The sequence below is a fragment of the Aeromonas sp. s8 genome (genome assembly GCF_040907785.1).
GTDB lineage: Bacteria > Pseudomonadota > Gammaproteobacteria > Enterobacterales > Aeromonadaceae > Aeromonas > Aeromonas veronii.
The window spans coordinates 109255-132159 of the sequence record NZ_JBFOCL010000015.1; the positions used below are offsets into that span (position 1 = coordinate 109255).

Below are 22905 nucleotides of genomic sequence, written 5' to 3' on the forward strand. Positions count from 1 at the left end.
AGCCGCCACCGTTCATAACTGGCTGCGAGCCAAAGATCTCCATTGGAAGGGGCGATTAAGCGTGCGGGTTGCCATTAACAATGGCAACCCGCTTTGCAACTAGTCTCGCAGCAAACCCAGTCCTACCTAATCGTCGCCATCTGCCGCACACATCGCTGCTCTCTGTCATCCACCCGCTTGGCAAACCAGGCGGTGGTAAGGTTGCGGGTAATTTTCGGGCTCTTTAGCTGAATGCCGGGCAGGATGGCGCGGGGCAGTCGCTTGCCAGCTTGCTTGTCGGCCAGGGTAAAGATGCGATGGTAGAGATCGGTCTCGGCAAATTCGGCGGTATCCCCTTTGCGAAGGCTCTGGTGGATCGCCTGTTTGCTCATATTGACCCGGTTGGCGAGGGTGTAGACGGCCAGCTCGGTGTTGCCCGGCAGATCCGAGTCATAGCGGATCAGATCCCCGTCCAGCGCCAGAGTTTTGCCACTCAAACGGCTGACGGCAGCTTGAAAAGCGGCATTGCGACTGGCGTACCAGCCGGCGTTGAAATCGGCAAAGCGGTAGAGGGTATCCGGGTAGTCGACGGGATAACCGAAGATATGTTTGGTGCCAAACCAGATGCCGCCGCGACGGGTAAAAACTTCGTGGCGGATGGAATCCTTGATTGGATAGGGGTAGCCACGGGCGTTCGCCTCGGCAAAGGCGATGCTCACCTGCATCGGGCCACCGGTATGCACCGGGTTGAGGTTGCCAAACAGCGTCTTGCCCATCGGCAGCATGCTGATCATATCTTCGAAGATTTCACTCATCTCCCGCTCGGTTCGCAACTTGTCGATCCGCTCGGCATAGCTCTTGCCGGTGGGCGAGTTGATGGAGAGCGCGGCCCGCACCATAAATTCGGGGATCAGCAGCTTGGCTGCCCGTGAGTTGATCTCTTTCCAGGCGATCTTGCCAAGGCCCGGCACCACGGGGTCGGCCTGATAAGTGGCTTCCTGCTCCGCCACCGCCAGCACGCTACAGACATTGTGCTCATTGACCGTCACCCCCTGGGTGGTGAGCGCCGTCACCACGTCGTTGGCCCACCCCTGTTTGTCCGACACCTGACGGGGCAAGAAGCGCACGATGCGGCTCTTCATATCCGCCGGTTTGCGCGGCTGCATGGCAGGGGGCGTTTTGGGGTTGCTCACGCTCGCTTCTTTGGCAGGCGCGGAGGCGGGATCACTGGCACAACCGGCCAGCAACAAGGCAGAGCAGAAGGCAAGAAGACGACAGGAAGGCAAAGCGGTCATAAGCATGTCCATTTTTTGTAGGCCCTACAGGCAGCGCCGCTGGCACTGCTCTGACAAGCAAAGTGGGGCCATTGTAGAGGATTGCCTGCCGCAGTTGAAACCCGCGCTCGCAGCATCCCCTCCCCTTGCCAGCTTTTACCACCCCACGCGCCATCCGTTGTCTGCGATGCGGAACTCATGACCTTCCTCAATGGCTCACCCGCCCCGAGCCGTACGGTGAGCGCCTGATAAAAAGAAACCCCCGCCATCGCTGGCGGGGGTTGGTCGTCTGGCAAGTCGGGCTGATGCCCGCTGGAAACTCTTAGCGGTTTTTCACCTTCTGGTGCAACTCCTGCACCGAGTTGACGTTGGCGGTGGCATCCACACTGATGGCCATGCAGGTGGCAAATGCCTCATTCATGGTGGTGGTATACGCCACTTTGTTCTGCAAGGCGGCGCGACGCAGCTGCTTGGAGTCCTGGATCGCCACCCGCCCTTCGGCGGTGTTGACGATGTAGGTGTACTCGCCATTCTTGATGCGATCCAGAATGTGCGGGCGACCTTCGTGCACCTTGTTGACCAGACGCGGGTTGATGCTCGCCTCGCCCAGCGCGACCGCGGTGCCGTGAGTGGCGTCGAGCTCGTAGCCCAGCTCCAGCAGCTTGGCGGCCAAGTCGACTACCTGCGCCTTGTCACTGTGACGAACAGACAGCAGGGCACGCCCCTCTTTCGGTACGGCGTGGTTGGCCCCCAGCTGCGCCTTGGCATAGGCCTCGGCGAAGCTGCTGCCCACCCCCATCACCTCACCGGTAGAGCGCATCTCTGGCCCCAGCAGCGGGTCAACTCCCGGGAACTTGGCGAACGGCAGTACCACCTCTTTCACCGAGTAGTAGGGTGGGATGATCTCTTTGGTGAAGCCCTGCTCTTGCAGCGACTGACCGGCCATCACACGGGCGGCAATCTTGGCCAGCGGGGCGCCGGTCGCCTTGGAGACAAACGGCACGGTACGGGCGGCACGCGGGTTCACCTCGATGAGGTAGATGTCATCGCCCTTGACCGCGAACTGCACGTTCATCAGGCCGATAACGCCGAGCTCCAGCGCCAGCTTGCGCACCTGCTCGCGGATCTCGTCCTGAATTTTCTTGGACAAGGTATAGGGAGGCAGGGAGCAACCGGAGTCACCGGAGTGGATACCGGCCTGCTCGATGTGCTCCATGATGCCGCCGATGACCACATCGGTGCCGTCGCAGATAGCATCCACGTCCAGCTCGGTCGCATCGTCCAGGAAGCGGTCCAGCAGTACCGGCGATTCGTTGGAGACGCTCACCGCCTCGGCGAAGTAGCGACGCAGATCCTGCTCGTCATAGACGATTTCCATGGCGCGGCCACCCAGCACGTAGGAGGGGCGAACCACCAGCGGGTAGGTAATGCGCTCGGCCAGCAGCACGGCCTGCTCCAGCGCGGTGACGGTGCCGTTTTCCGGCTGCTTGAGGCCGAGGCGCTCGACGGCAGACTGGAAGCGCTCGCGGTCTTCGGCGCGGTCGATGGCATCCGGGCTGGTACCGATGATCGGCACACCGTTGGCTTCCAGTGCTCGGGCCAGTTTCAGCGGGGTCTGGCCACCGTACTGAACGATGACGCCCTTGGGTTTTTCGATGCGCACGATTTCCAGCACATCTTCCAGGGTCACCGGCTCGAAGTAGAGACGATCCGAGGTGTCGTAATCGGTAGAGACGGTCTCCGGGTTGCAGTTGACCATGATGGTCTCGTAACCGTCTTCGCGCAGGGCCAGCGCCGCGTGCACGCAGCAGTAGTCGAACTCGATACCCTGACCGATACGGTTCGGGCCGCCGCCGATGATCATGATCTTGTCGCGGTTGCTCGGGGCCGCTTCGCACTCCTCGTCATAGCTGGAGTACATGTAGGCGGTGTTGGTGGCGAACTCGGCGGCGCAGGTATCGACCCGCTTGTAGACCGGGAAGATGTTGTGGCGGGCGCGCAGTTTGCGCACTTCCCCTTCGGCCACACCGAGGATCTTGGCCAGACGGGCATCGGCAAAGCCTTTGCGCTTGAGGGCACGCAGGAAGTCGGCATCGAGACCGGCCATGCCGCGCTCTTTCACCTCTTCTTCCAGTTTCACCAGGTCTTCAATCTGTACCAGGAACCAGGGGTCAATCTTGGTCAGCTTGAAGATGCCATCCATGGAGAGACCGGCGCGGAATGCATCGGCGATGTAGAAGATACGGTCGCTACCTGCATCCTGCAGCTCGTGACGGATGCGGGTCAGGGAGTCCGGGGCATTGAGGTCAACCATGGGGTCGAAGCCAGTTTTGCCAGTTTCGAGGCTGCGCAGCGCCTTGTGCAGGGACTCCTGGAAGTTGCGGCCGATGGCCATCACTTCACCGACCGACTTCATCTGGGTCGTCAGACGGTCGTTGGCACCGGCGAATTTTTCAAAGTTGAAGCGCGGTACCTTGGTGACCACGTAGTCGATGGCCGGCTCGAAGGAGGCCGGAGTACGACCGCCGGTGATATCGTTCATCAGCTCGTCGAGGGTGTAACCGATGGCGAGCTTGGCGGCGATCTTGGCGATGGGGAAACCGGTCGCCTTGGAAGCCAGCGCGGAGGAACGCGACACCCGCGGGTTCATCTCGATGATGACCATGCGGCCATCTTTCGGGTTGATACCGAACTGGACGTTGGAGCCGCCGGTCTCGACACCGATTTCGCGCAGCACCGCCATGGAGGCGTTGCGCATCAGCTGGTACTCCTTGTCGGTCAGCGTCTGGGCTGGCGCGACCGTGATGGAGTCACCGGTGTGGATACCCATGGGGTCGAAGTTTTCGATGGCGCAGACGATGATGCAGTTGTCGTTGCGATCCCGCACCACTTCCATCTCGTACTCTTTCCAGCCGATCAGCGACTCGTCGATGAGCAGTTCTTTGGTCGGGGAGAGATCCAGACCGCGCTCGCAGATCTCGACGAACTCTTCGGTGTTGTAGGCGATGCCGCCACCCGAGCCACCCATGGTAAAGGAGGGACGGATGATGCAGGGGAAACCGACCATCTGCTGCACGCCCCACGCCTCTTCCATGTTGTGGGCGATGCCGGCACGCGGGCACTCGAGGCCAATGCTGCGCATCGCCTTGTCAAAGCGGGAGCGGTCTTCGGCCTTGTCGATGGCGTCGGCGGTGGCACCGATCATCTCGACACCGAATTCGGCCAGCACGCCATGCTTCTCCAGCGCCAGTGCGCAGTTAAGCGCAGTCTGGCCGCCCATGGTGGGCAGGATGGCGTCCGGGCGCTCTTTCTTGATGATTTCGCGCACTACTTCCCAGGTGATGGGCTCGATGTAGGTGGCGTCTGCCATCTCCGGGTCGGTCATGATGGTGGCCGGGTTGGAGTTGACCAGAATGACGCGGTAGCCCTCCTCGCGCAGGGCTTTGCACGCCTGGGCGCCGGAGTAGTCAAATTCGCAGGCTTGGCCGATGACGATGGGGCCGGCGCCGAGGATCAGGATGCTCTGAAGGTCATTACGTTTTGGCATGAAACTCTTTCCTCTATTTCTTAGGCGCGATACTGCTTAATCAATTCAATAAAGTGGTCAAAGAGACCGGCACAGTCGTGCGGGCCCGGGCTCGCTTCGGGGTGCCCCTGGAAGCTGAAGGCCGGACGGTCGGTGCGATGGATACCTTGCAGGGAACCATCGAACAGGGAGACGTGGGTGGCGCGCAGGCAATCCGGCAGGCTGTTCTCGTCTACCGCAAAGCCGTGGTTCTGAGCGGTGATCATGACGGTGTTGTCATCGAGGCTCTTCACCGGATGGTTGGCGCCGTGGTGGCCAAACTTCATCTTGACGGTCTTGGCACCGGAGGCCAGACCCAGCAGCTGGTGACCCAGACAGATGCCGAATACCGGCGTGTTGGTATTAAGGAAAGCCTTGATGGCCTCGATGGCGTAGTCGCACGGCTCGGGGTCGCCGGGGCCGTTGGAGAGGAAGATGCCATCCGGGTTCATTGCCAGTACCTCGGCGGCCGGAGTCTTGGCCGGTACCACGGTCAGGCGGCAGCCACGGTCAACCAGCATCCGCAGGATGTTGCGCTTGACGCCAAAGTCATAGGCCACCACGTGGTATTTCAGCTGGTCGGCATCCGGGGTGACGTGCCCCTTGCCAAGCTGCCAGCTCCCTTCGGTCCAGTTGTACGCCTCACCAACCGTCACCTCTTTGGCCAAGTCCATCCCCTTCAGACCGGGGAAGGCGCGGGCCTGTTCGAGAGCATAGGCTTCATCGACCTGTTTCCCGGCCAGAATGCAGCCAGCCTGAGCGCCTTTCTCGCGCAGGATGCGGGTCAGTTTACGGGTGTCGATGTCGGCGATGCCAACGATGTTGTGAGACTTGAGGTATTCGGAGAGGGATTGCTGATTGCGGAAATTGGAGGCAAGTATCGGAAGGTCCCGGATGATCAATCCCTGAGCATGGATCTGACTGGACTCTTCATCTTCGCTGTTGGTGCCGGTGTTGCCTATATGGGGGTAAGTGAGGGTGACTATCTGACGGGAATAAGAGGGATCGGTGAGGATTTCCTGATAGCCCGTCATCGACGTATTGAAAACCACTTCACCAACGGAACATCCCTCGGCGCCTATCGACACGCCTTTGAACACAGTTCCATCTTCCAGCACTAGCAATGCAGTGTGATTCAAGACAACCTCCAGTTATTTAGCTTTAAATTCAGCAATTTACCTGGGTGTTGCGGGCTCGGTTCCGGTCTTGGACAGGACTCGAACCCGGCAGATTTCTGGCAAATTGGGCGCATTCTACTTAAAAAAAGTGGCATTTCAACGTCTTTTCTCAGATGAAACGCATCTAAATTCAATAAAAAAGCAACATTACCCATTATCTATGCACTTAATCGCTTTGCAACCCCCTCCCGCGAAAGAAAAGGAAAAACCACCATCAAAAGATGCCACCAAGCCAGCAATAACGACAAAAACAAACAAAAAAACCAATTAAAACAATGGTGTTTATTTTTACACAAAAAACATTAATGACAAATTTAACGCTTTTGCGATGACAAGAGTGAACATGAAAAATGGAAAACGTTTTTCTGTGTTTGAATTTTTAGTCGCTTCCTGTCCGTGTAAAAAAATGGCTTTATCCGCCATAAAGATGCTCAAATCTGTTACCTGGTGATGACATTCAGGAAGGGAAAATCTGGCGGATAACGTAATAGTGTGATTTATAAGGAGTTCAGTTAAAAATTGCAGGCAGCGTGTCTTTTTACACAAAATCTGGCTGACTGACAGCAAAAACCCCGGCAAGCCGGGGTTTTTCACTGGGGTAGCAGTAGTACGAAAGTGCCGCTCAGAGGCATCACTTGAGATTGAGCACATCCTGCATGTCATAAAGACCGGCCCCCTGCTGACCAAGCCACTTGCCCGCCCGCACAGCACCGTTGGCGAAGGTCAGGCGGCTGGAGGCCTTGTGGCTGATCTCCACCCGCTCGCCGATATCGGCAAACATGACGGTATGCTCCCCCACCAGATCGCCGGCGCGAATGGTGGCAAAGCCGATAGTGTTGCGATCCCGCTCGCCAGTGATCCCCTCGCGACCATAGACGGCGCACTCCTTGAGATCCCGGCCCAGCGTTTTGGCGACCACTTCCCCCATGGAGAGCGCAGTACCGGATGGCGCATCCACCTTGTGGCGATGGTGGCCCTCGATGATCTCGATGTCGGTGTAATCCCCCATCACCTTGGCGGCCTGCTCCAGCAGCTTGAACACCAGGTTGACCCCGACCGAGTAGTTGGAGGCGAACACGATACCGATCTGCTTGCCCGCCTCTTTCAGGGCGGCCTTGCCTGCATCGTCAAAACCGGTGGTGCCGATCACCATCTGCTTGTGGTGGGCCAGCGCAAAGGCCAGATTGGCCAGGGTCACCTCGGGGCGGGTGAAGTCGATGATGAGATCAAACTCATCGCGCACCTTGTCCAGACTATCGCTGATGGCCACACCCAGATGGCCCAGCCCATTGAGCTCACCGGCATCAAGGCCGATCACCGCCGAACCCGGCCGCTCCAGCGCGGCACCGACCACTACGCCATCGGTGTTGGTGATGGCCTCCAGCAGCACCTTGCCCATACGACCATTACAGCCCATCACGGCCACACGGATCGGATTGTCCATCTCCACCCTCTCATCTCTTTTAATTATGGAAAGAGACCGTTTTACCAGCCCGCGCCGGGTTTGAAAAGCCATGATGCCACCACTCCTTGCTGCACTCGCCAACGGCAGCGCCCGCTGGCTGGCCAGGTACTTCCTTTTGGTCACAGGCCGTTTTTCATCGTCTCACTCCATCATTTGGCAGACCGGGTGCCATCTGATAGGTTCGAACGAGTGAAATGCCAGCATAAGCAAAATCAGGGCAACGCCCGTGTCGATATCAAACGAGGTGCAAGGATGAACGCAGGATTGCTGTTCGCAGTGGTGTTGGTATCACTGCCCCTGGTCATGCTGGCCGCGGCTCTGCTGTTTGGCGGGCCGAGCCCGGCACCGGCGATGGCCAGCATCAACGACCCTTTCAAGGGGAGTGACTGGAGCAACATGCCACCCCTCTCAAGATACCCGGCGCGTGACGGCACGAACTTGGCCTATCGGCACTATGGCGCAGAGGAGAATACGAACAACAACAAGGTCAAGGGCAGCGTGGTACTGGTTCACGGCTCTTCTGCCAGCAGTCAGAGCATGCACAAGATGGCGAGCGCCTTTTCGCAAGCGGGATACGACGCCTACGCCCTCGATATTCGCGGCCATGGCGCATCGGGCGACAAAGGCACCATTGCCTACATTGGCCAGCTTGAAGACGATCTGGAAGATTTCATCAAGTCGGTGGCCCCCGGCAAGCCTGCAACACTCGTCGGCTTCTCGTCAGGGGGTGGTTTTGTGCTGCGCGTTGCTGGCAGCACGCGACAAACCCTGTTCGAGAGCTATCTGCTGCTCTCCCCCTATCTTGGCCCCACCGCCGCCAACTACCGGCCCAACAGCGGTGGCTGGGTGCGTGTCGGCTTGCCTCGCCTCATCGCCCTGAGCATCCTCAACGGTTTCCATATTTCCGCACTCAACCATCTGACCGTGCTGAACTTTGCCCTCAATGATGAGGCGAAATCCCTGCTGACCCCCTCTTACTCCTTCAACCTTGCCTCTAACTTTCAGCCAGAGCGCGACTATCAGCAGAATTTACGCAATGTGCAACGCCCCTGCGCCGTGATCGCGGGCGCAAATGACGAAGCCTTTCAAACAGATCAACTTGAACCTGAGTTAAGACGTCTCGGCATCTCCTGGCCTGTCACCCTGCTGCCCGGAATTGGCCACATTCCGCTGACGCTGGAACAGGATGCTCTCGCGACAGCCGTTCAGGCGGTGGAGAAACTGGCACACTAACCTACTGTGCCCAGGTCTTGTGTCCACGCGTTCTGGAAATATCCGTACCATGCTCACGTAGAGATAGAGAGAGGTGCGGCTGACGTTTGGCAGCGGGATAAATCCCCAAGATGGCATGCAGAGATCTTATCGTTTACCTCTTTCCTTATTAAAGGCACGCGATACCCCCAGATACCCGCGGACTGCGCCAGAACAGTAATGAACAATAAACAGCACCAACTTCTTTTTCCGAATATTCTTTGGATATCTCAATAACACCAGAATCATAAAACAAAAACACCTATCCATCTGGACGGCTATCTTGACCTTGCGGGGTTGACTCACTACTGTGGGCACCCCAATGCGGCAGGATGCCCGCCCTGTTTTTCCCCTATCCCTATCCGATACAGGTACAAAGCAGTTCATGACAGGAGGTCATTGTTCAATTTCAGAGGAACACATGATCCAGACTCAACCCAGTGCCAGGGCCTTGCTGCCACTTCTGGTTTTTCTCGCACTCTTTATCGGTACCGGTACCTGGCTGACCCTGCAGGGGGTCGAGTTCGCTTTCTATCAGCTGCCCGCTCCGGTTGCTGCCCTGCCTGCGGTGATGCTCGCCCTGCTGCTTGGCAAAGAGAGCTTCAACAGCAATCTGGAGACCTTCTTCAAGGGGGTTGGCCACAGCAATATCATGGCGATGTGCCTTATCTATCTGCTGGCGGGTGCCTTTGCCAGCGTGGCCAAGGCCACCGGCGGGGTTGATGCCACCGTGGCGCTGGGCCTGTCGCTCATCCCTGGCTGGGCGCTGTTGCCCGGACTGTTCCTCATCTCTGCCTTTATTGCTACCGCCATGGGTACCTCCATGGGCACCATAGGTGCCGTGGCCCCCGTGGCGCTGGGCGTGGCGCAGGCAGCTGGCATCGATCCGGTGCTGATGGCAGGCACCATTCTCTCCGGCGCCATGTTTGGCGATAACCTCTCCATCATCTCCGACACCACCATAGCGGCCACCCGCAGTCAGGGGTGCGAGATGAAGGATAAGTTCCGCGAGAACTTCAAGATTGCCGCCCCTGCCGCCATCGCAGTGATCCTGCTCTATCTGACCCTGGGGTCAGTGGGTGAATCCCCTGCCAGCGGCAGCGCCATCGAGCTGTTCAAGGTGATGCCTTATCTGCTGATCCTGGGGCTGGCGCTCGCCGGAGTGAATGTGTTTGTGGTGCTGGGGATCGGCATTCTGGCCGCCGGAGTGGTAGGCATGATCAACGGCTACGCCATCGGTCAGTTCAGCAAGGATATCTATCAGGGCTTTACCGGCATGCAGGAGATCTTCCTGCTCTCCATGCTGATCGGCGGCCTCGGCGCCCTGATGGAGCGTCAGGGTGGTCTGGCCTGGATCAGTGAGCGCATCAGCGCCCTGATTGCCCGTTTCACTCGCGAGCACAATGGTGAACAGAACGAGAAAGCCGCCGAGCTCGGCATCGCCGGGGTGGTGAGCCTCACCAACCTCTGCACCGCCAACAATACGGTGGCTATTATCGTCGCCAGCAAGGTAGCCCGGGATCTGGCCGAACACCACGGTGTCACCCCGCGCCGCGCCGCCTCCATGCTCGATATTTTCTCCTGCGTGGTACAGGGTCTGATCCCCTGGGGCGCACAGGCGCTGCTACTGGGATCCATCTTCGCCCTGTCGCCGTTGGCGGTGGTGAGCATGAGTTTCTACCCGATGGCACTCGCGGTAGCGGCACTCATTGCAGTGTTTGTGAAGCACCAGATGCGCGGCAAGGCTGACAAGTAACTGACCAGAGTCTGGCGCGCCGACATGCTGTCAACAGGGGCCACACCCTGGCCCTTGTTGACTCACTAACTGATCAGCCAGCATTTATCCCACCGTTCCGGGCATCAGCCGTCCGGGGCGGGAGTTCCCCTGTCACCCCTTAACGTCAAGAGTGAATGTGCTAAGGTAGAGCGCGTTCAAGCCATCGATGCGCAGCTATACCAGAGGTTCCCCATGCATGAGTCCCAACCCGAACGTCAATCCCTGCGCCAACTGGTTCGTCAACGCCGCAAAAATCTGAGTCCGGCCGAGCAGCAAGCGGCAGCCCAACAGCTGCTGGCCCAGTTCAAGCAACACCCCGAGATCCTCGCCGCCAAACGCATTGCCCTCTATCTGGCCAATGACGGGGAGATCAATCCCTTGCCCACCATCCATTGGCTGTGGGCCCAGCACAAAGAGGTCTACCTGCCGGTGCTCCACCCCTTTACCCCGGGTCACCTGCTCTTTTTGCGCTATACCGCCACCAGCCCCATGGTACGCAACCGCTACGGCATCGAAGAGCCGGAGCTGGATATCCTGCAGGTGGTGCCCCACAGCACGCTCGATCTTATCTGCACCCCGCTGGTCGCCTTCGATGCCCAGGGTAATCGCCTTGGCATGGGGGGCGGCTACTACGATCGCACTCTCGCCATCTGGCATGAGCACAAGCTGGGGCCCAAGCCGCTCGGCATTGCCCACGACTGCCAGCAGGTGGATGCAGTCCCGCAAGAGGAGTGGGATGTGCCGCTGCCCCAGATCATCACCCCAAGCCACTGCTGGCGCTTCGAATAGGCTGTTTTTGGCAGGCAGCCCCTGCTTTGTGCGCGCAAACGCAGAATAAACAGGCAAACGATTTACAAAGTCCCTCTTTTTGCCCCGGAACGTGAGCAACAAGGTCGCGACGGGGTACCGGGTTGGATATAATGCGCCCGCTTTTTTCTTAAGGAACGATCATGACTCAAGATGAAATGAAGAAGGCGGCCGGTTGGGCTGCGCTCAAGTATGTGGTTCCCGGCACCATCGTCGGGGTGGGCACCGGCTCTACCGTCAACCACTTTATCGACGCGCTGGCGACCATGAAGGACGAGATCAAGGGGGCGGTATCCAGCTCAGTGGCCTCTACCGAGCGCCTCAAGGGCTTCGGCATCACCGTATATGATCTCAACGAGATCGACGCCCTCTCCGTCTATGTGGATGGCGCCGACGAGATCAACGCAACCCGCGACATGATCAAGGGCGGCGGCGCAGCCCTGACCCGCGAGAAGATCGTTGCCGCCGTCGCTGACAAGTTCATCTGCATCATCGACAACACCAAGACCGTCGACGTGCTGGGCCAGTTCCCGCTGCCGGTGGAAGTGATCCCGATGGCCCGCGAATACGTGGCCCGCGAAATTCGCAAACTGGGTGGCAACCCGGTGTGGCGTGAAGGCGTGGTCACCGACAACGGCAACCACATTCTGGATGTGAAAGGCATGGCCATTACCGACGCCAAGGCGCTGGAAGTACGACTGAACGCCATTGTTGGTGTGGTCACCAACGGCCTGTTCGCCGCGCGCGGCGCCGATGTTGTCCTGATCGGTACGCCGGACGGCGTGATTACCCAGTAATCCCGACACCGGTAGCACAGTGCAGCGGCATCCTCCCTCCCTCGCCAGCGCCACTCTGCAACCTCTGACGCAGCAGCGGCGTTGATTGAGCCCCGGGATGGGATATGACCCAAAACATTGCACTGTGAATAAATGACGGCGCCTGATGGCGCCGTTTTTATTTATCCCTCAACAAGTTGCATACGGATGTTTACAACATTCGTTGATAACTTCAAAGAATTTGACTTTCGTCACAAATATTCCCTCTCCCAAACGTTTTTGCTACTTTACGGTTTTCTTCGCACACCAAATCTGCACTTACGTTTGCACATACAGAGGGATCGTCATGACTGCCAAGTTTTCGTTGGACAAGGATAAAATCAAGGTTCTGCTGCTGGAGGGGGTTCACCCCAACACCGTAGAGACCTTTCGTGCCGCAGGTTACACCAGTGTGGAGTATCTCAAGACCTCGCTCTCCGAAGAGGAGCTGATCGAGCAGATCCGCGACGTCCATTTCATCGGGCTGCGCTCCCGCACCCAGATCACCGAGAAAGTCCTCGACGCCGCCAACAAGCTGGTCGCCATCGGCTGCTTCTGCATCGGTACCAACCAGGTCGAGCTGGAAGCGGCCCAGATCCGCGGTATTCCGGTCTTCAACGCCCCCTTCTCCAACACCCGTTCGGTCGCCGAGCTGGTACTGGGCGAGATCCTGCTGCTGCTGCGCGGCATCCCCGAGAAAAACGCCAAGTGCCATCGCGGCGTGTGGGAAAAACTGGCCAACCGCTCGGTGGAAGCGCGCGGCAAGAAGCTCGGCATCATCGGCTACGGCCACATCGGTACCCAGCTTGGCATCATCGCCGAGAGCATCGGCATGAAGGTTTATTACTACGATATCGAGAACAAGCTCTCGCTGGGTAACGCCATTCAGGTGCCGAGCATGGTCGAGCTGCTCAATATGTCTGACGTCATCAGCCTGCACGTGCCGGAGACAGCCTCCACCAAGAACATGATCGGTGCCGAGCAGCTGCGGATGATGAAACCGGGCGCCATCTTCATCAACGCCGCCCGCGGTACCGTGGTGGATATCGATGCGCTGGCTGACGTCATCAAGAGCGGCCATATTGCCGGTGCCGCCATCGACGTCTTCCCGGTCGAGCCCAAGTCCAATGACGAGGAGTTCCAAAGCCCGCTGCGTGGGCTGGAGAACGTCATCCTGACCCCGCACATCGGTGGCACCACCCATGAGGCGCAGGAGAACATCGGGCTGGAAGTAGCCAACAAGCTGGTCAAATACTCCGACAACGGCTCCACCCTCTCCGCCGTCAACTTCCCGGAAGTGTCGCTGCCGGGCCACAAGGGATCCAGCCGCCTGCTGCACATTCACCGCAACCAGCCGGGCGTGATGAACCAGATCAACCAGATCTTCGCCGAAGAGGGGATCAACATCGCCGGTCAATACCTGCAGACCAGCAGCCATATCGGTTACGTGGTGATCGACGTGGAGACCGAACACAGCGAGAAGGCGCTCGCGAAGCTCAAGGAGATCAACGGCACCATCCGTGCCCGCATCCTCCACTGATAGCCCCTTATCTGCGCAGCAAAAAGCCCGTCGTGATGACGGGCTTTTTTATGAAGCAGAACCTAAAGGCAGCGTAGTGGCTTACCACCATCCCAACAGGTTGCGGCCTACCAGCGCGCCCCACACCAGGGCATTGAGGGCCAACGCGATAAAGACGGCGGCAGAGCCCAGATCCTTGGCGCGGCCGGAGAGCTCATGATGCTCGGAGCCAACCCTGTCTACCACAGCTTCAATGGCGGAGTTGAGGATCTCGACGATCACCACCAGCCAGCTGATGACGATAAGCAGCAGGATCTGGTTGAGAGAATCCCCCAGCCAGAAGGCAAGCGGCATCAGCAACAGGATCAGCATCAGCTCCTGCCGAAACGCCGCCTCGTTAATCCAGGCTGACTTGAGCCCCTTCATGCTGTAACCGGTTGCGTTGATGATGCGGGTGACCCCGGTTGCCCCTGGCTTTGCCACGCTATCTACCTCATTTGGAATCGATTTTGGCCTCACATCCTATCAGAGCCCCCCAAGGTTTCAATCAGGGGACTTTTGCTTTATTTTATCTCTTTGCTTTTTCGCCCCTTGCGGCTGACACCACCCACTCGAGACTTGAGTTGTATGTCCATTCACACAGATGAATTGCGCACCCGTCGCCTGGAGTCACTGATCACTCCGAGCGAGCTTGCACACGCGTTTCCGATCACCGATACCATTGCCCAGAATCTGCTGGATGCCCGTCGCGAAGTGGAAGCCATTCTGGCCGGAGACGATCAGCGCCTGCTGGTCATTGTCGGCCCCTGCTCTATCCATGATCCCGCTGCTGCTCGCGAGTATGCCCAGCGCCTCAACGCCCTGCGCGAGCAGTATAAAGAGAGCCTCTGCATCGTGATGCGCACCTATTTCGAGAAGCCGCGCACCATCGTCGGCTGGAAAGGGCTGATCAACGATCCGCGCCTCGATGGCAGCTTCGACGTCAACGAAGGGCTGAAACTGGCGCGCAAACTGCTGGTCGACATCAACGAGATCGGCATGCCCACCGCCACCGAATTCCTCGATATGGTGACCGGCCAGTATATTGCCGACCTCATCACCTGGGGCGCTATCGGCGCTCGCACCACCGAATCCCAGGTACACCGCGAGATGGCTTCGGCCCTCTCCTGCCCGGTCGGCTTCAAGAACGGCACCGACGGCAATACCCGCATCGCCATCGATGCGGTGCGCGCCGCCCGTCACAGCCACATCTTCTATTCGCCGGACAAGGACGGCAAGATGACCATCTACCGCACCGCTGGTAACCCCTTTGGTCATGTGATCCTGCGTGGCGGCCACCGACCCAACTACGACACCGCCAGTGTCGATGAAGCCTGTGAAGCGTTGGCCGATGTGGGCCTGCCGGAGCGTCTGGTGGTCGATTTCAGCCATGGCAACAGCATGAAGGATCACCGCCGTCAGCTGCTGGTGGCGCAAGATATCTGCGATCAGCTGCGCCGCGGCCGTACCGGCATCGCCGGCATCATGGCCGAAAGCTTCCTGGTGGAAGGGCGTCAGGATGTGGAGAACGGCTGCGCCGCCACCTTCGGCCAGAGCATCACAGATGCCTGCCTGTCATGGAACGATACCGAAACCCTGCTGGCGATGCTGGCAGAGGCGGCACAGGTGCGCCTGAGCAAGCAAGCTCGCTAATCCCACGTTACCCGAGATGCCAAAAGGGCCGGATATCCGTGATATCCGGCCCTTTTCTTTACCTGCGAGTGACTGCCAACACGTGCTAGAGGCTCGGCATAAACCAGACCCGACCAGCCGCTTCGATGCGGTCGGTGCGGATCTGGAACACCTGCGCCAGCAGCGCCTCATCCACCAGCTCGACACCCCCTTCGCGCACCACCGCGCCCCCTTGCAGGCAGAGAATGCGGTCGGCCCAGTCGATGGCCAGATTGATATCGTGGATGGCGAGCACCACCAGCAAGCCCTGCCCGGCCAGGGTTTTCAGCAACCGCAACAGCGCCAGCTGGTGATGCAGGTCGAGCCCCGCCAGCGGCTCGTCCAGCAGCAGCACCTTGCCGGTCGGATTGAGGCTCGGCCACACCTGCAGCAGGGTGCGGGCAATCAGCACTCGCTGCTGCTCGCCCCCCGACAACCGGCTGAAGTCACGAGCCAGCAAAGCTTCCAGCTCCAATGCCTCGCACAATGCATTTATCGCCTCGTTCTGTCTGGCAGGTGCAACCATCTCATCGAGCCCCAGGCTCAACACCTGAAACACCGGAATATGAAACAGCTGGGGCTGACGCTGGGGCAGCATGGCGCGCCGTTTGGCAAGCTCGGGCCAACTCATGTCAGTAAGCACTTCCCCCCCCAGCAGCACTGTGCCATCGGCGGGTAAAATCCCCGCCAACGCCCCGAGCAGGGTCGACTTGCCGCTGCCATTGGGGCCAAGCAGCGCCACCAACTGGCCGCCATGCCAGCGGATATCCAGGGGAGAGAGCCGTCCGGCAATGGCGAGTGCGCGCGCCTCCAGCAGCGGTGCAGCAGCACGAGAAGAAACCAGCATGGGATCAGCGGGTGACATCGGCATCTTGCCTCAACAACGGGTAAATAAGGAGACTGCGCGCCCCGACCAAATCATGCAGATATTCATGCAGCACCATCGGCAGTTTGCCTCAATAGCAGGTAGATAAAGAGCGGCGCCCCCACCGAGGCGGTGATGACGCCGATAGGCAACTCCCCCGCGCTCAGGGTGGATCGAGCAACCAGATCGGCCGCCAGCAGCAGGGCCCCGCCGCCAAGCGCCGAAGCAGGCAGCAGAAAGCGCTGATCGCTGCCACCGCAGAGCCGCAGCAGATGGGGCACCACCAACCCAACAAAACCGATGACACCACACAACGACACCGCCACACCGGTCAGCAGACAGACCGCCAGCACCAGCCGCACCCGCATCTTGTCGACATCCATCCCCATCAGGCGGGCCTGGGTCTCCCCCAACAACAACTGTTGCAGCGCCTTGCCCTGCCAGCAGAGCCAGCCCAGGGTGAGCGGCAGCACCAGCCACCACCAGGCAAACTGCTGGCTGCCGTAAGAGAGGCTCCCCATCATCCAGAACATGAATTCACGCAAGGAGCCATCATCGGCAAAGTACATCAACCAGGTCATGGCGGCATTGGTGAGAATGCCGATGGCGACGCCAAACAACAGCAAGCGGGCATGACCGAGACGCGCCCGACGAGCCAGCCGAATGAGCAGCATGGTTACCAGCAGGGCGCCACCGAAGGCCGCCAGCGACAGCCCCCAGCCAGGCAGATAGAGGCCGAGGGACTTGGCCACCGCCATCGCCACCATGGCAGCCAGTCCTGCTCCGCTTGAAACGCCAAGCAGCCCGGGTTCGGCCACCGGGTTGTGCAGCATCACCTGCAATACGGCGCCGCCACAAGCGAGCGCGGCGCCAGCCAAGAGGGCCAGCAAGGCGCGGGGCAGGCGCAGCTCCAGCAGGATGCGCTGTTCGAGATCGCCAAGGGGCTGCCAGGGCAGCAGCACAAACTCGCCCCAGACGAGGGAGAAGAAAAACAGCAGCAAGGTCAGCAGCGTCAGGCCACAGAGCCAGCGCCGCTGCCAGCGCTGCTGGCGGGCGATAAGGGAGAGGTACAAGGAGGATCCCCGAATAACAAGGCTTCCCCCCAGCCCTGTCGCAGCGCCGAGGGAGAAGCAGGAAAAGGGCATGATAACAGTGGCTTGCCACCCAAGGTCAAGGCTGGTAACGCTTTGCCATCACCCTTATCTCGCCGCTGGCCACCAGATTTTGCAGCGCCACCAGCAAGGGCTGGCGCAGCGACTGGTGAGGTGAGTGCTTGCTCATCCCCAGATAGAGGGTCACCGGCGTGGCGGGGCGGTAGTCCGCCTTGCCTATCCGGCTGGCATTTCCCTGACTCAGGGCATAGTCCACCTGACAGTCGGTGCCAATCATCAGCGGCAGGTGACCGCGCTGCACCATGCGCAGCAGCTGATCTTCGGTGGGTACTCCGTGCTTGTCGAGGCGGCTGTCACTGTTGAAGGGCTCAAAGTAGGCGGAGTTGAGCACATAGCCCACCTTCACCCCCTGCAGATCGCGGTATTGGTGGATCCGGGCCACATTGACCGGCTGACCATAAAACGCGGGCCAGCACTGGTAGTAGGCAGGCTGCAGATAGTCGATAAACTGCGCCCGCTCGGCGGTATAGGCGAGGCCAATCATCAGATCGACCTGACCGGTCTGCATCTGCTTGAGCGCCCTGCCCCACGGCATCCGCCGTACCTGCAACTCAATGCCGCTCGCCTGTTGCAACCGGCGCAGGATGTCCATGTCGAGCCCCTGCAACCGGCCATCCGCTTGCAGGATGCGAAATGGCGGCCACAGATCGGTGGCCACCGTCAGCGTCGGGGTCGCTCGCACCGGCATGGCAAATAACAGTAACAACACAATCCCGCATAACTTGCCCATCCCGTCGCATACCTCGCACGGCTTATCCTGTTGGTTAAAAATACCCTCCCGCACCACGTATGAAAACCCGTGGTTCAGGGATAAAATGCGCCGGATTTTCAAGGAGAACCCTATGAACCCGATTTTCGCCAGTATCGGTCTGCTGCTCTGCAGCAACGTCTTTATGACCTTCGCCTGGTACGCTCACCTCAAGAGCATGAACCATAAACCCTGGATCATTGCCGCCCTGGTGAGCTGGGGTATCGCCCTGTTCGAATACCTGCTGCAAGTGCCTGCCAACCGCATCGGCCATACGGTGATGAGCGTGGGCCAACTTAAAATCCTGCAAGAAGTGATCACACTCACCGTATTCGTCCCCTTCTCTATCTTCTATCTCAAGGAAGATCTGAAATGGGACTATCTCTGGGCAGGGCTCTGCATTCTCGGTGCGGTCTTTTTTGTCTTTCGCGAGAAACTGACCGGCGCCTGAGGCTGTACACTCAATATCATCCCGCTCATGGCATCTCATTGATCGACGAGGCAAAAAAATGGAATTGCGAGACATGTTACAGATCCTGGCCAAGCAGGATGGCTCAGACCTCTATCTGTCGACCGGCGCGCCCCCCTGCGCCAAATTTAACGGCGGCCTGCGCCCCCTCAACGAAACGCCGCTGGAGCCGGGTGAAGTGGCGCGGATCGCCGCCGAGATCATGGATGGCGAGCAGAAGCAGCTGTTCGAGAAGGATCTGGAGATGAACCTCGCCATCTCCCTGCCCCAGATCGGCCGCTTTCGGGTCAACATCTTCAAGCAGCGCAACGAAGTCTCTCTGGTGGCCCGCAACATCAAGACCGAAATCCCCCGCTTTGAAGATCTCAAACTCCCGCCTGTGCTGCTCGACACCATCATGGAGAAACGTGGCCTGGTGCTGTTTGTCGGCGGTACCGGCTCGGGTAAATCTACCTCGCTGGCGGCGCTTATCGACCACCGCAACCGCAACAGCGGCGGGCACATCATTACCATCGAGGATCCGGTGGAGTTCGTTCATCGCCACCGCAAGAGCATCATCAACCAGCGGGAGGTTGGCGTGGATACCCGCAGCTTCCACGCAGCCCTGAAAAACACCCTGCGTCAGGCGCCGGACGTCATTCTTATCGGCGAGATCCGCGATCGCGAGACCATGGAACATGCGCTGGCCTTCTCCGAAACCGGCCACCTTGCCATCTCCACCCTGCACGCCAACAACGCCAACCAGGCGCTGGATCGCATCATCAACTTCTTCCCCGAGGAGCGCCGCCCCCAGCTGCTTAACGATCTGGGCAACAACCTCAAGGCCTTTGTCTCCCAGCGTCTGGTGAAAACCACCGATGGCGGTCGCCGGGCCGCGGTGGAGATCATGCTTGGCACCCACACCATCCGCGACATGATCAAGCGCGGCGAATTTGGTGGTCTCAAAGAGGTGATGGAGAAATCCAAGGCCCTCGGCATGGTCACCTTCGACAGCGCCCTGTTTGATCTGGTGGTGGAAGGGGTAATTGAGGAAGAAGAGGCGGTGAAAAACGCCGACTCGGCCAACAACCTGCGCCTCAAGATCAAGCTGTGGAAGGAGAAGGGACAGATTGCCAGCAGCAGCGATGCCACCGGCTGGAGCCTCGAACCCACCAAGGACGAGAAGGGCGATTTTTTCTAACTAGCCCCTCGAGAACCCCGGGCCAGCCCGGGGTTCTCTTTATCCCGCACGGCTGACCCGACTTATCCCTCAGCTCACGCAGATCATAGCCAGTCAGCACCAACGGCGAACGCGCTGGCAATACGCCACATACTCGTCACCGAAACGGGCGCGCAGCAGCCGCTCCTCCGGCATGATCTGAAAGCGAGTCAGCCAAGCCACCAGCACGATTGGCCCAACCCAGACCCAACTTCCACCGAGATAACAGCCCCAGGCGGCCAGCCAGCAGAGCAGCCCCAGATACATGGGATTGCGGCTGACACGATAGACGCCACAGGTCACCAGACGACTGGTGTGCTGCGGTTTGGTGGGGCTGACCGTGGTCTGGTGGTGACGAAACCGTTGCAGGGCACCAAAGCCCATGATGGCCCCCGCCACGACCAGCACAGCCATCAGCGCCATTGCCCAGATGCCGGGCTGACTCTCCCCTCTTAGCCACCACATGGCCCCGGCACAGAGCAGAAAGATCAGCGGTGGTGGCAAACGTAACTCAAGATTGACCATTTTCTTCCCCTGACGAGTGTCGGCCGAACCCGTGTTGCGGTAGACTCCCAACCAGTCAGCGCCTGTTGAGAGTGACAAAGATCATAATAATAACAACAAGTTGTGGTTAAACCACCACCAATGTGGCCGACCCCGTCCAAACTATCCAACGCGAACAACAAAAAGGAATCACCATGCACAAGAAAACTCTGCTGGCTACCCTGATCTTCGGCCTGCTCGCGGGCCAAGCCGTTGCGGCTCCCTATCTGCCCCTTGCGACGGATCATCGCAACGGCCAGGAGCAAACCGCCAGCAACGCCTGGTTGGAAGTGGATCTGGGCGCCTTTGAACACAATATCCAGACCCTCAAGGATCGCCTCGGCGACAAAGGCCCGCAGATCTGCGCCATCATGAAGGCCGACGCTTATGGTCATGGCATCGACCTGCTGGTTCCCTCCGTGGTCAAGGCCAATATCCCCTGCATCGGCATCGCCAGCAACGAAGAGGCGCGCGTCGCCCGCGAGAAGGGCTTTACCGGCCGTCTGATGCGGGTGCGTGCTGCCACCCCGGATGAAGTAGAGCAGGCCCTGCCCTACAAGATGGAGGAGCTGATCGGCAGTCTGGTGAGTGCCCAGGGTATCGCCGATATCGCCCAGCGCCACCACACCACCATTCCGGTGCATATTGCACTCAACTCCGCCGGCATGAGCCGCAACGGCATCGATCTGCGTCTGGCCGATGCCAAGCAGGATGCGCTGGCCATGCTCAAGCTAAAGGGGATCACCCCGGTCGGCATCATGACCCACTTCCCGGTGGAGGAGAAAGAGGACGTCAAGATGGGGCTGGCCCAGTTCAAACTGGACTCCCAGTGGCTGCTGGAAGCGGGCAAGCTGGATCGCAGCCAGATCACCATCCACGCCGCCAACTCCTTCGCCACTCTAGCCGTGCCGGACGCCTACTTCGACATGGTGCGCCCGGGCGGCCTGCTCTACGGTGACTCCATCCCCTCCCACACCGAATACAAGCGGGTGATGGCATTCAAGACCCAGGTCGCCTCGGTCAACCACTATGCAGCGGGCAACACCGTCGGTTATGACCGCACCTTTACTCTCAAGCGTGACTCCTGGCTCGCCAACCTGCCGCTGGGCTACTCCGATGGCTATCGCCGCTCCCTGAGCAACAAGGCCTATGTGCTGATCCAGGGCCAGAAGGTGCCGGTTGTCGGCAAGACCTCCATGAACACCATCATGGTGGATGTGACCGACCTGAAAGGGGTGAAACCCGGTGACGAGGTGGTGCTGTTTGGCCGTCAGGGAAGTGCCGAGGTGAAACAGGCGGATCTGGAGGAGTACAACGGCGCCCTGCTGGCGGACATGTACACCATCTGGGGCTACACCAACCCCAAGAAGATCAAACGCTGATCACGCGATATGAAAAAGGGCTCCCGCGGGAGCCCTTGTTGTTTGGTATTAAATGATGTTGCGTTTAAGCGGCCTTTTTTCGGGTCACAAACAGACTCAGCCCCATGGATGCCAGCAGGATCAACGCGACTACGCCCAGTGCTATGCCGGTCGGGATCTTGAAGATATCCAGCAGCAGCATCTTGACCCCGATAAACATCAGGATCAGTGCCAGACCGTATTTAAGCAGGGCGAAGCGATCAGCCACACCCGCCAGCAGGAAGTACATGGCACGCAGACCCATGATGGCGAAGATGTTGGAGGTCAGCACGATGAAGGGATCCGTGGTCACCGCGAAGATGGCCGGGATACTGTCCACCGCAAAGATAAGATCGCTCACCTCCACCAGCACCAGGATCAACAGCAGCGGGGTGCCATAGCGCACACCGTCACGCCAGACGAAGAACTTCTCCCCTTCCAGGGTCTCGGTCACCTTGAAACGACGGCGCATCCAGCCCAGCAGCGGGTTGTTGGCCAAGTCAGGCTCCTTGTCGGCCGCCCACAGCATCTTGGCACCGGTCAGCAGCAAGAAGGCGCCGAACAGGTAGAGGATCCAGTGGAACTGCTCGATGAGCCAGCTGCCCGCGAACACCATACCGGCACGCATCACGATGGCACCCAGCACCCCGTACAGCAGCACCCGGCGCTGCAGCTCGGCTGGAATGGCAAAGTAGCCGAACAGCATCAGCCAGACGAAGACGTTGTCCACTGCCAGCGCTTTCTCGATGAGGTAGCCGGTGAGGAACTCCAACCCCTTCTGGTTGGCGATTTCACGGCCCGCGCTGTGATCGAGCCAGAGCCAGATAGCCAGGTTGAAGAGCAGGGCAACACTGATCCAGATGAGGGACCAGACGCCCGCCTCTTTGAGAGATACCTTGTGTGACTTGCCGCCACCGACAAAGCGTATGTCTATCCATAACAGGACCAGCACTATGCTGAAGAAACCGGTCCACATCCACCATTCACCCATGTTCACTTCTCCCAAAAACGACAAAACCCACGACCGAGAGGCGTGGGTTTGCGTTTGGAGCAGATACACCTTGCCTCTCGGCAAGGTCTCACTTACAGCTGATTTGCATCGACTGCCCGGCTGCCGGGTGCACTGCAGGATATGGGTGCACCGTAATGACGACAAACCGGCGAGAAGTT

The 22905-nt window shown here is 59.3% G+C and carries 19 protein-coding genes; 9 read left to right on the plus strand and 10 right to left on the minus strand.

Annotated elements, in window-relative coordinates:
* Positions 1–122: 122 nt before the first annotated feature.
* The 4 genes from AB5Y86_RS04485 to dapB all read right to left on the minus strand — a co-directional run bounded on the left by AB5Y86_RS04485 (position 123) and on the right by dapB (position 7440).
* Positions 123–1274 (minus strand): DUF1615 domain-containing protein, encoded by a 1152-nt coding sequence (locus AB5Y86_RS04485; protein ID WP_368192252.1) that lies wholly within the window; start codon positions 1272–1274, stop codon positions 123–125.
* Positions 1275–1575: 301 nt separating this feature from the next.
* A complete protein-coding gene (carB, locus tag AB5Y86_RS04490) occupies positions 1576–4800 on the minus strand; it encodes a carbamoyl-phosphate synthase large subunit (protein WP_005337626.1) in 3225 nt (1074 codons plus the stop codon).
* Positions 4801–4820: 20 nt separating this feature from the next.
* Positions 4821–5957, minus strand: coding sequence for a glutamine-hydrolyzing carbamoyl-phosphate synthase small subunit (carA, locus tag AB5Y86_RS04495; RefSeq protein WP_005337628.1), 1137 nt, complete (start codon positions 5955–5957; stop codon positions 4821–4823).
* 670 nt (positions 5958–6627) lie between these two features.
* On the minus strand, positions 6628–7440 hold the full coding sequence (gene dapB, locus AB5Y86_RS04500) for a 4-hydroxy-tetrahydrodipicolinate reductase (RefSeq protein ID WP_005347132.1): 813 nt from the start codon (positions 7438–7440) through the stop codon (positions 6628–6630).
* Between the two features lie 273 nt (positions 7441–7713).
* On the opposite strand from dapB, the gene AB5Y86_RS04505 reads away from it, so the two are divergent.
* The 5 genes from AB5Y86_RS04505 to serA all read left to right on the plus strand — a co-directional run bounded on the left by AB5Y86_RS04505 (position 7714) and on the right by serA (position 13651).
* Positions 7714–8694 carry an alpha/beta hydrolase gene (locus AB5Y86_RS04505; protein WP_368192253.1) on the plus strand — a complete coding sequence of 327 codons (981 nt, stop codon included), beginning with the start codon at positions 7714–7716 and terminating at the stop codon, positions 8692–8694.
* 439 nt (positions 8695–9133) lie between these two features.
* Positions 9134–10468 carry a Na+/H+ antiporter NhaC family protein gene (locus tag AB5Y86_RS04510; RefSeq protein ID WP_106844006.1) on the plus strand — a complete coding sequence of 445 codons (1335 nt, stop codon included), beginning with the start codon at positions 9134–9136 and terminating at the stop codon, positions 10466–10468.
* A 213-nt stretch (positions 10469–10681) separates the two neighbouring features.
* Positions 10682–11278, plus strand: coding sequence for a 5-formyltetrahydrofolate cyclo-ligase (locus tag AB5Y86_RS04515; protein ID WP_005337635.1), 597 nt, complete (start codon positions 10682–10684; stop codon positions 11276–11278).
* 161 nt (positions 11279–11439) lie between these two features.
* The gene (rpiA, locus tag AB5Y86_RS04520) at positions 11440–12093 is read left to right on the plus strand and encodes a ribose-5-phosphate isomerase RpiA (RefSeq protein ID WP_005353106.1); all 654 of its coding nucleotides are present in this window, start codon (positions 11440–11442) and stop codon (positions 12091–12093) included.
* A gap of 325 nt (positions 12094–12418) precedes the next feature.
* On the plus strand, positions 12419–13651 hold the full coding sequence (gene serA, locus AB5Y86_RS04525; protein ID WP_005337639.1) for a phosphoglycerate dehydrogenase: 1233 nt from the start codon (positions 12419–12421) through the stop codon (positions 13649–13651).
* A gap of 81 nt (positions 13652–13732) precedes the next feature.
* On the opposite strand, the gene AB5Y86_RS04530 is transcribed toward serA, so the two are convergent.
* Positions 13733–14113, minus strand: a complete 381-nt coding sequence (locus AB5Y86_RS04530; protein WP_005337641.1) for a diacylglycerol kinase — start codon at positions 14111–14113, stop codon at positions 13733–13735.
* Positions 14114–14257: 144 nt separating this feature from the next.
* On the opposite strand from AB5Y86_RS04530, the gene AB5Y86_RS04535 reads away from it, so the two are divergent.
* Entirely contained in the window at positions 14258–15322 is a 1065-nt protein-coding gene (locus AB5Y86_RS04535; protein ID WP_265775790.1) for a 3-deoxy-7-phosphoheptulonate synthase, read from the plus strand.
* Positions 15323–15407: 85 nt separating this feature from the next.
* Here AB5Y86_RS04535 and AB5Y86_RS04540 read toward each other — a convergent pair whose 3' ends face one another.
* The 3 genes from AB5Y86_RS04540 to AB5Y86_RS04550 form a co-directional block, all read right to left on the minus strand.
* Positions 15408–16205: an ATP-binding cassette domain-containing protein gene (locus AB5Y86_RS04540; RefSeq protein ID WP_368192338.1), complete on the minus strand. Its 798-nt coding sequence runs from the start codon at positions 16203–16205 to the stop codon at positions 15408–15410.
* Between the two features lie 65 nt (positions 16206–16270).
* A complete protein-coding gene (btuC, locus tag AB5Y86_RS04545) occupies positions 16271–17278 on the minus strand; it encodes a vitamin B12 ABC transporter permease BtuC (RefSeq protein WP_005353116.1) in 1008 nt (335 codons plus the stop codon).
* A gap of 97 nt (positions 17279–17375) precedes the next feature.
* Positions 17376–18107 (minus strand): ABC transporter substrate-binding protein, encoded by a 732-nt coding sequence (locus tag AB5Y86_RS04550; protein ID WP_043825634.1) that lies wholly within the window; start codon positions 18105–18107, stop codon positions 17376–17378.
* Between the two features lie 112 nt (positions 18108–18219).
* Between AB5Y86_RS04550 and AB5Y86_RS04555 the strand changes: the two genes are divergently transcribed.
* Positions 18220–18576, plus strand: a complete 357-nt coding sequence (locus AB5Y86_RS04555; protein ID WP_005353120.1) for a DMT family protein — start codon at positions 18220–18222, stop codon at positions 18574–18576.
* Between the two features lie 58 nt (positions 18577–18634).
* The gene (gene tapW, locus AB5Y86_RS04560) at positions 18635–19774 is read left to right on the plus strand and encodes a type IVa pilus ATPase TapW (RefSeq protein ID WP_368192254.1); all 1140 of its coding nucleotides are present in this window, start codon (positions 18635–18637) and stop codon (positions 19772–19774) included.
* Between the two features lie 93 nt (positions 19775–19867).
* Here tapW and AB5Y86_RS04565 read toward each other — a convergent pair whose 3' ends face one another.
* Positions 19868–20317 (minus strand): isoprenylcysteine carboxylmethyltransferase family protein, encoded by a 450-nt coding sequence (locus tag AB5Y86_RS04565; RefSeq protein WP_005361602.1) that lies wholly within the window; start codon positions 20315–20317, stop codon positions 19868–19870.
* A 173-nt stretch (positions 20318–20490) separates the two neighbouring features.
* On the opposite strand from AB5Y86_RS04565, the gene alr reads away from it, so the two are divergent.
* Positions 20491–21717 (plus strand): alanine racemase, encoded by a 1227-nt coding sequence (alr, locus tag AB5Y86_RS04570; RefSeq protein WP_368192255.1) that lies wholly within the window; start codon positions 20491–20493, stop codon positions 21715–21717.
* Between the two features lie 64 nt (positions 21718–21781).
* Here the strand turns inward: alr and AB5Y86_RS04575 are convergent, their stop codons facing one another.
* The gene (locus AB5Y86_RS04575; RefSeq protein WP_368192256.1) at positions 21782–22726 is read right to left on the minus strand and encodes a TerC family protein; all 945 of its coding nucleotides are present in this window, start codon (positions 22724–22726) and stop codon (positions 21782–21784) included.
* Positions 22727–22905: the final 179 nt, after the last annotated feature.

What these genes read in the sequence shown, in the direction of transcription:
- AB5Y86_RS04485 (WP_368192252.1), bottom strand. Translation starts at nt 1,274, where the DNA reads ATGACCGCTTTGCCTTCCTGTCGTCTTCTTGCCTTCTGCTCTGCCTTG.
- carB (WP_005337626.1), bottom strand. Translation starts at nt 4,800, where the DNA reads ATGCCAAAACGTAATGACCTTCAGAGCATCCTGATCCTCGGCGCCGGC.
- dapB (WP_005347132.1), bottom strand. Translation starts at nt 7,440, where the DNA reads ATGGACAATCCGATCCGTGTGGCCGTGATGGGCTGTAATGGTCGTATG.
- AB5Y86_RS04505 (WP_368192253.1), top strand. Translation starts at nt 7,714, where the DNA reads ATGAACGCAGGATTGCTGTTCGCAGTGGTGTTGGTATCACTGCCCCTG.
- AB5Y86_RS04510 (WP_106844006.1), top strand. Translation starts at nt 9,134, where the DNA reads ATGATCCAGACTCAACCCAGTGCCAGGGCCTTGCTGCCACTTCTGGTT.
- AB5Y86_RS04515 (WP_005337635.1), top strand. Translation starts at nt 10,682, where the DNA reads ATGCATGAGTCCCAACCCGAACGTCAATCCCTGCGCCAACTGGTTCGT.
- rpiA (WP_005353106.1), top strand. Translation starts at nt 11,440, where the DNA reads ATGACTCAAGATGAAATGAAGAAGGCGGCCGGTTGGGCTGCGCTCAAG.
- serA (WP_005337639.1), top strand. Translation starts at nt 12,419, where the DNA reads ATGACTGCCAAGTTTTCGTTGGACAAGGATAAAATCAAGGTTCTGCTG.
- AB5Y86_RS04535 (WP_265775790.1), top strand. Translation starts at nt 14,258, where the DNA reads ATGTCCATTCACACAGATGAATTGCGCACCCGTCGCCTGGAGTCACTG.
- AB5Y86_RS04540 (WP_368192338.1), bottom strand. Translation starts at nt 16,205, where the DNA reads ATGTCACCCGCTGATCCCATGCTGGTTTCTTCTCGTGCTGCTGCACCG.
- AB5Y86_RS04550 (WP_043825634.1), bottom strand. Translation starts at nt 18,107, where the DNA reads ATGGGCAAGTTATGCGGGATTGTGTTGTTACTGTTATTTGCCATGCCG.
- AB5Y86_RS04555 (WP_005353120.1), top strand. Translation starts at nt 18,220, where the DNA reads ATGAACCCGATTTTCGCCAGTATCGGTCTGCTGCTCTGCAGCAACGTC.
- tapW (WP_368192254.1), top strand. Translation starts at nt 18,635, where the DNA reads ATGGAATTGCGAGACATGTTACAGATCCTGGCCAAGCAGGATGGCTCA.
- AB5Y86_RS04565 (WP_005361602.1), bottom strand. Translation starts at nt 20,317, where the DNA reads ATGGTCAATCTTGAGTTACGTTTGCCACCACCGCTGATCTTTCTGCTC.
- alr (WP_368192255.1), top strand. Translation starts at nt 20,491, where the DNA reads ATGCACAAGAAAACTCTGCTGGCTACCCTGATCTTCGGCCTGCTCGCG.
- AB5Y86_RS04575 (WP_368192256.1), bottom strand. Translation starts at nt 22,726, where the DNA reads ATGGGTGAATGGTGGATGTGGACCGGTTTCTTCAGCATAGTGCTGGTC.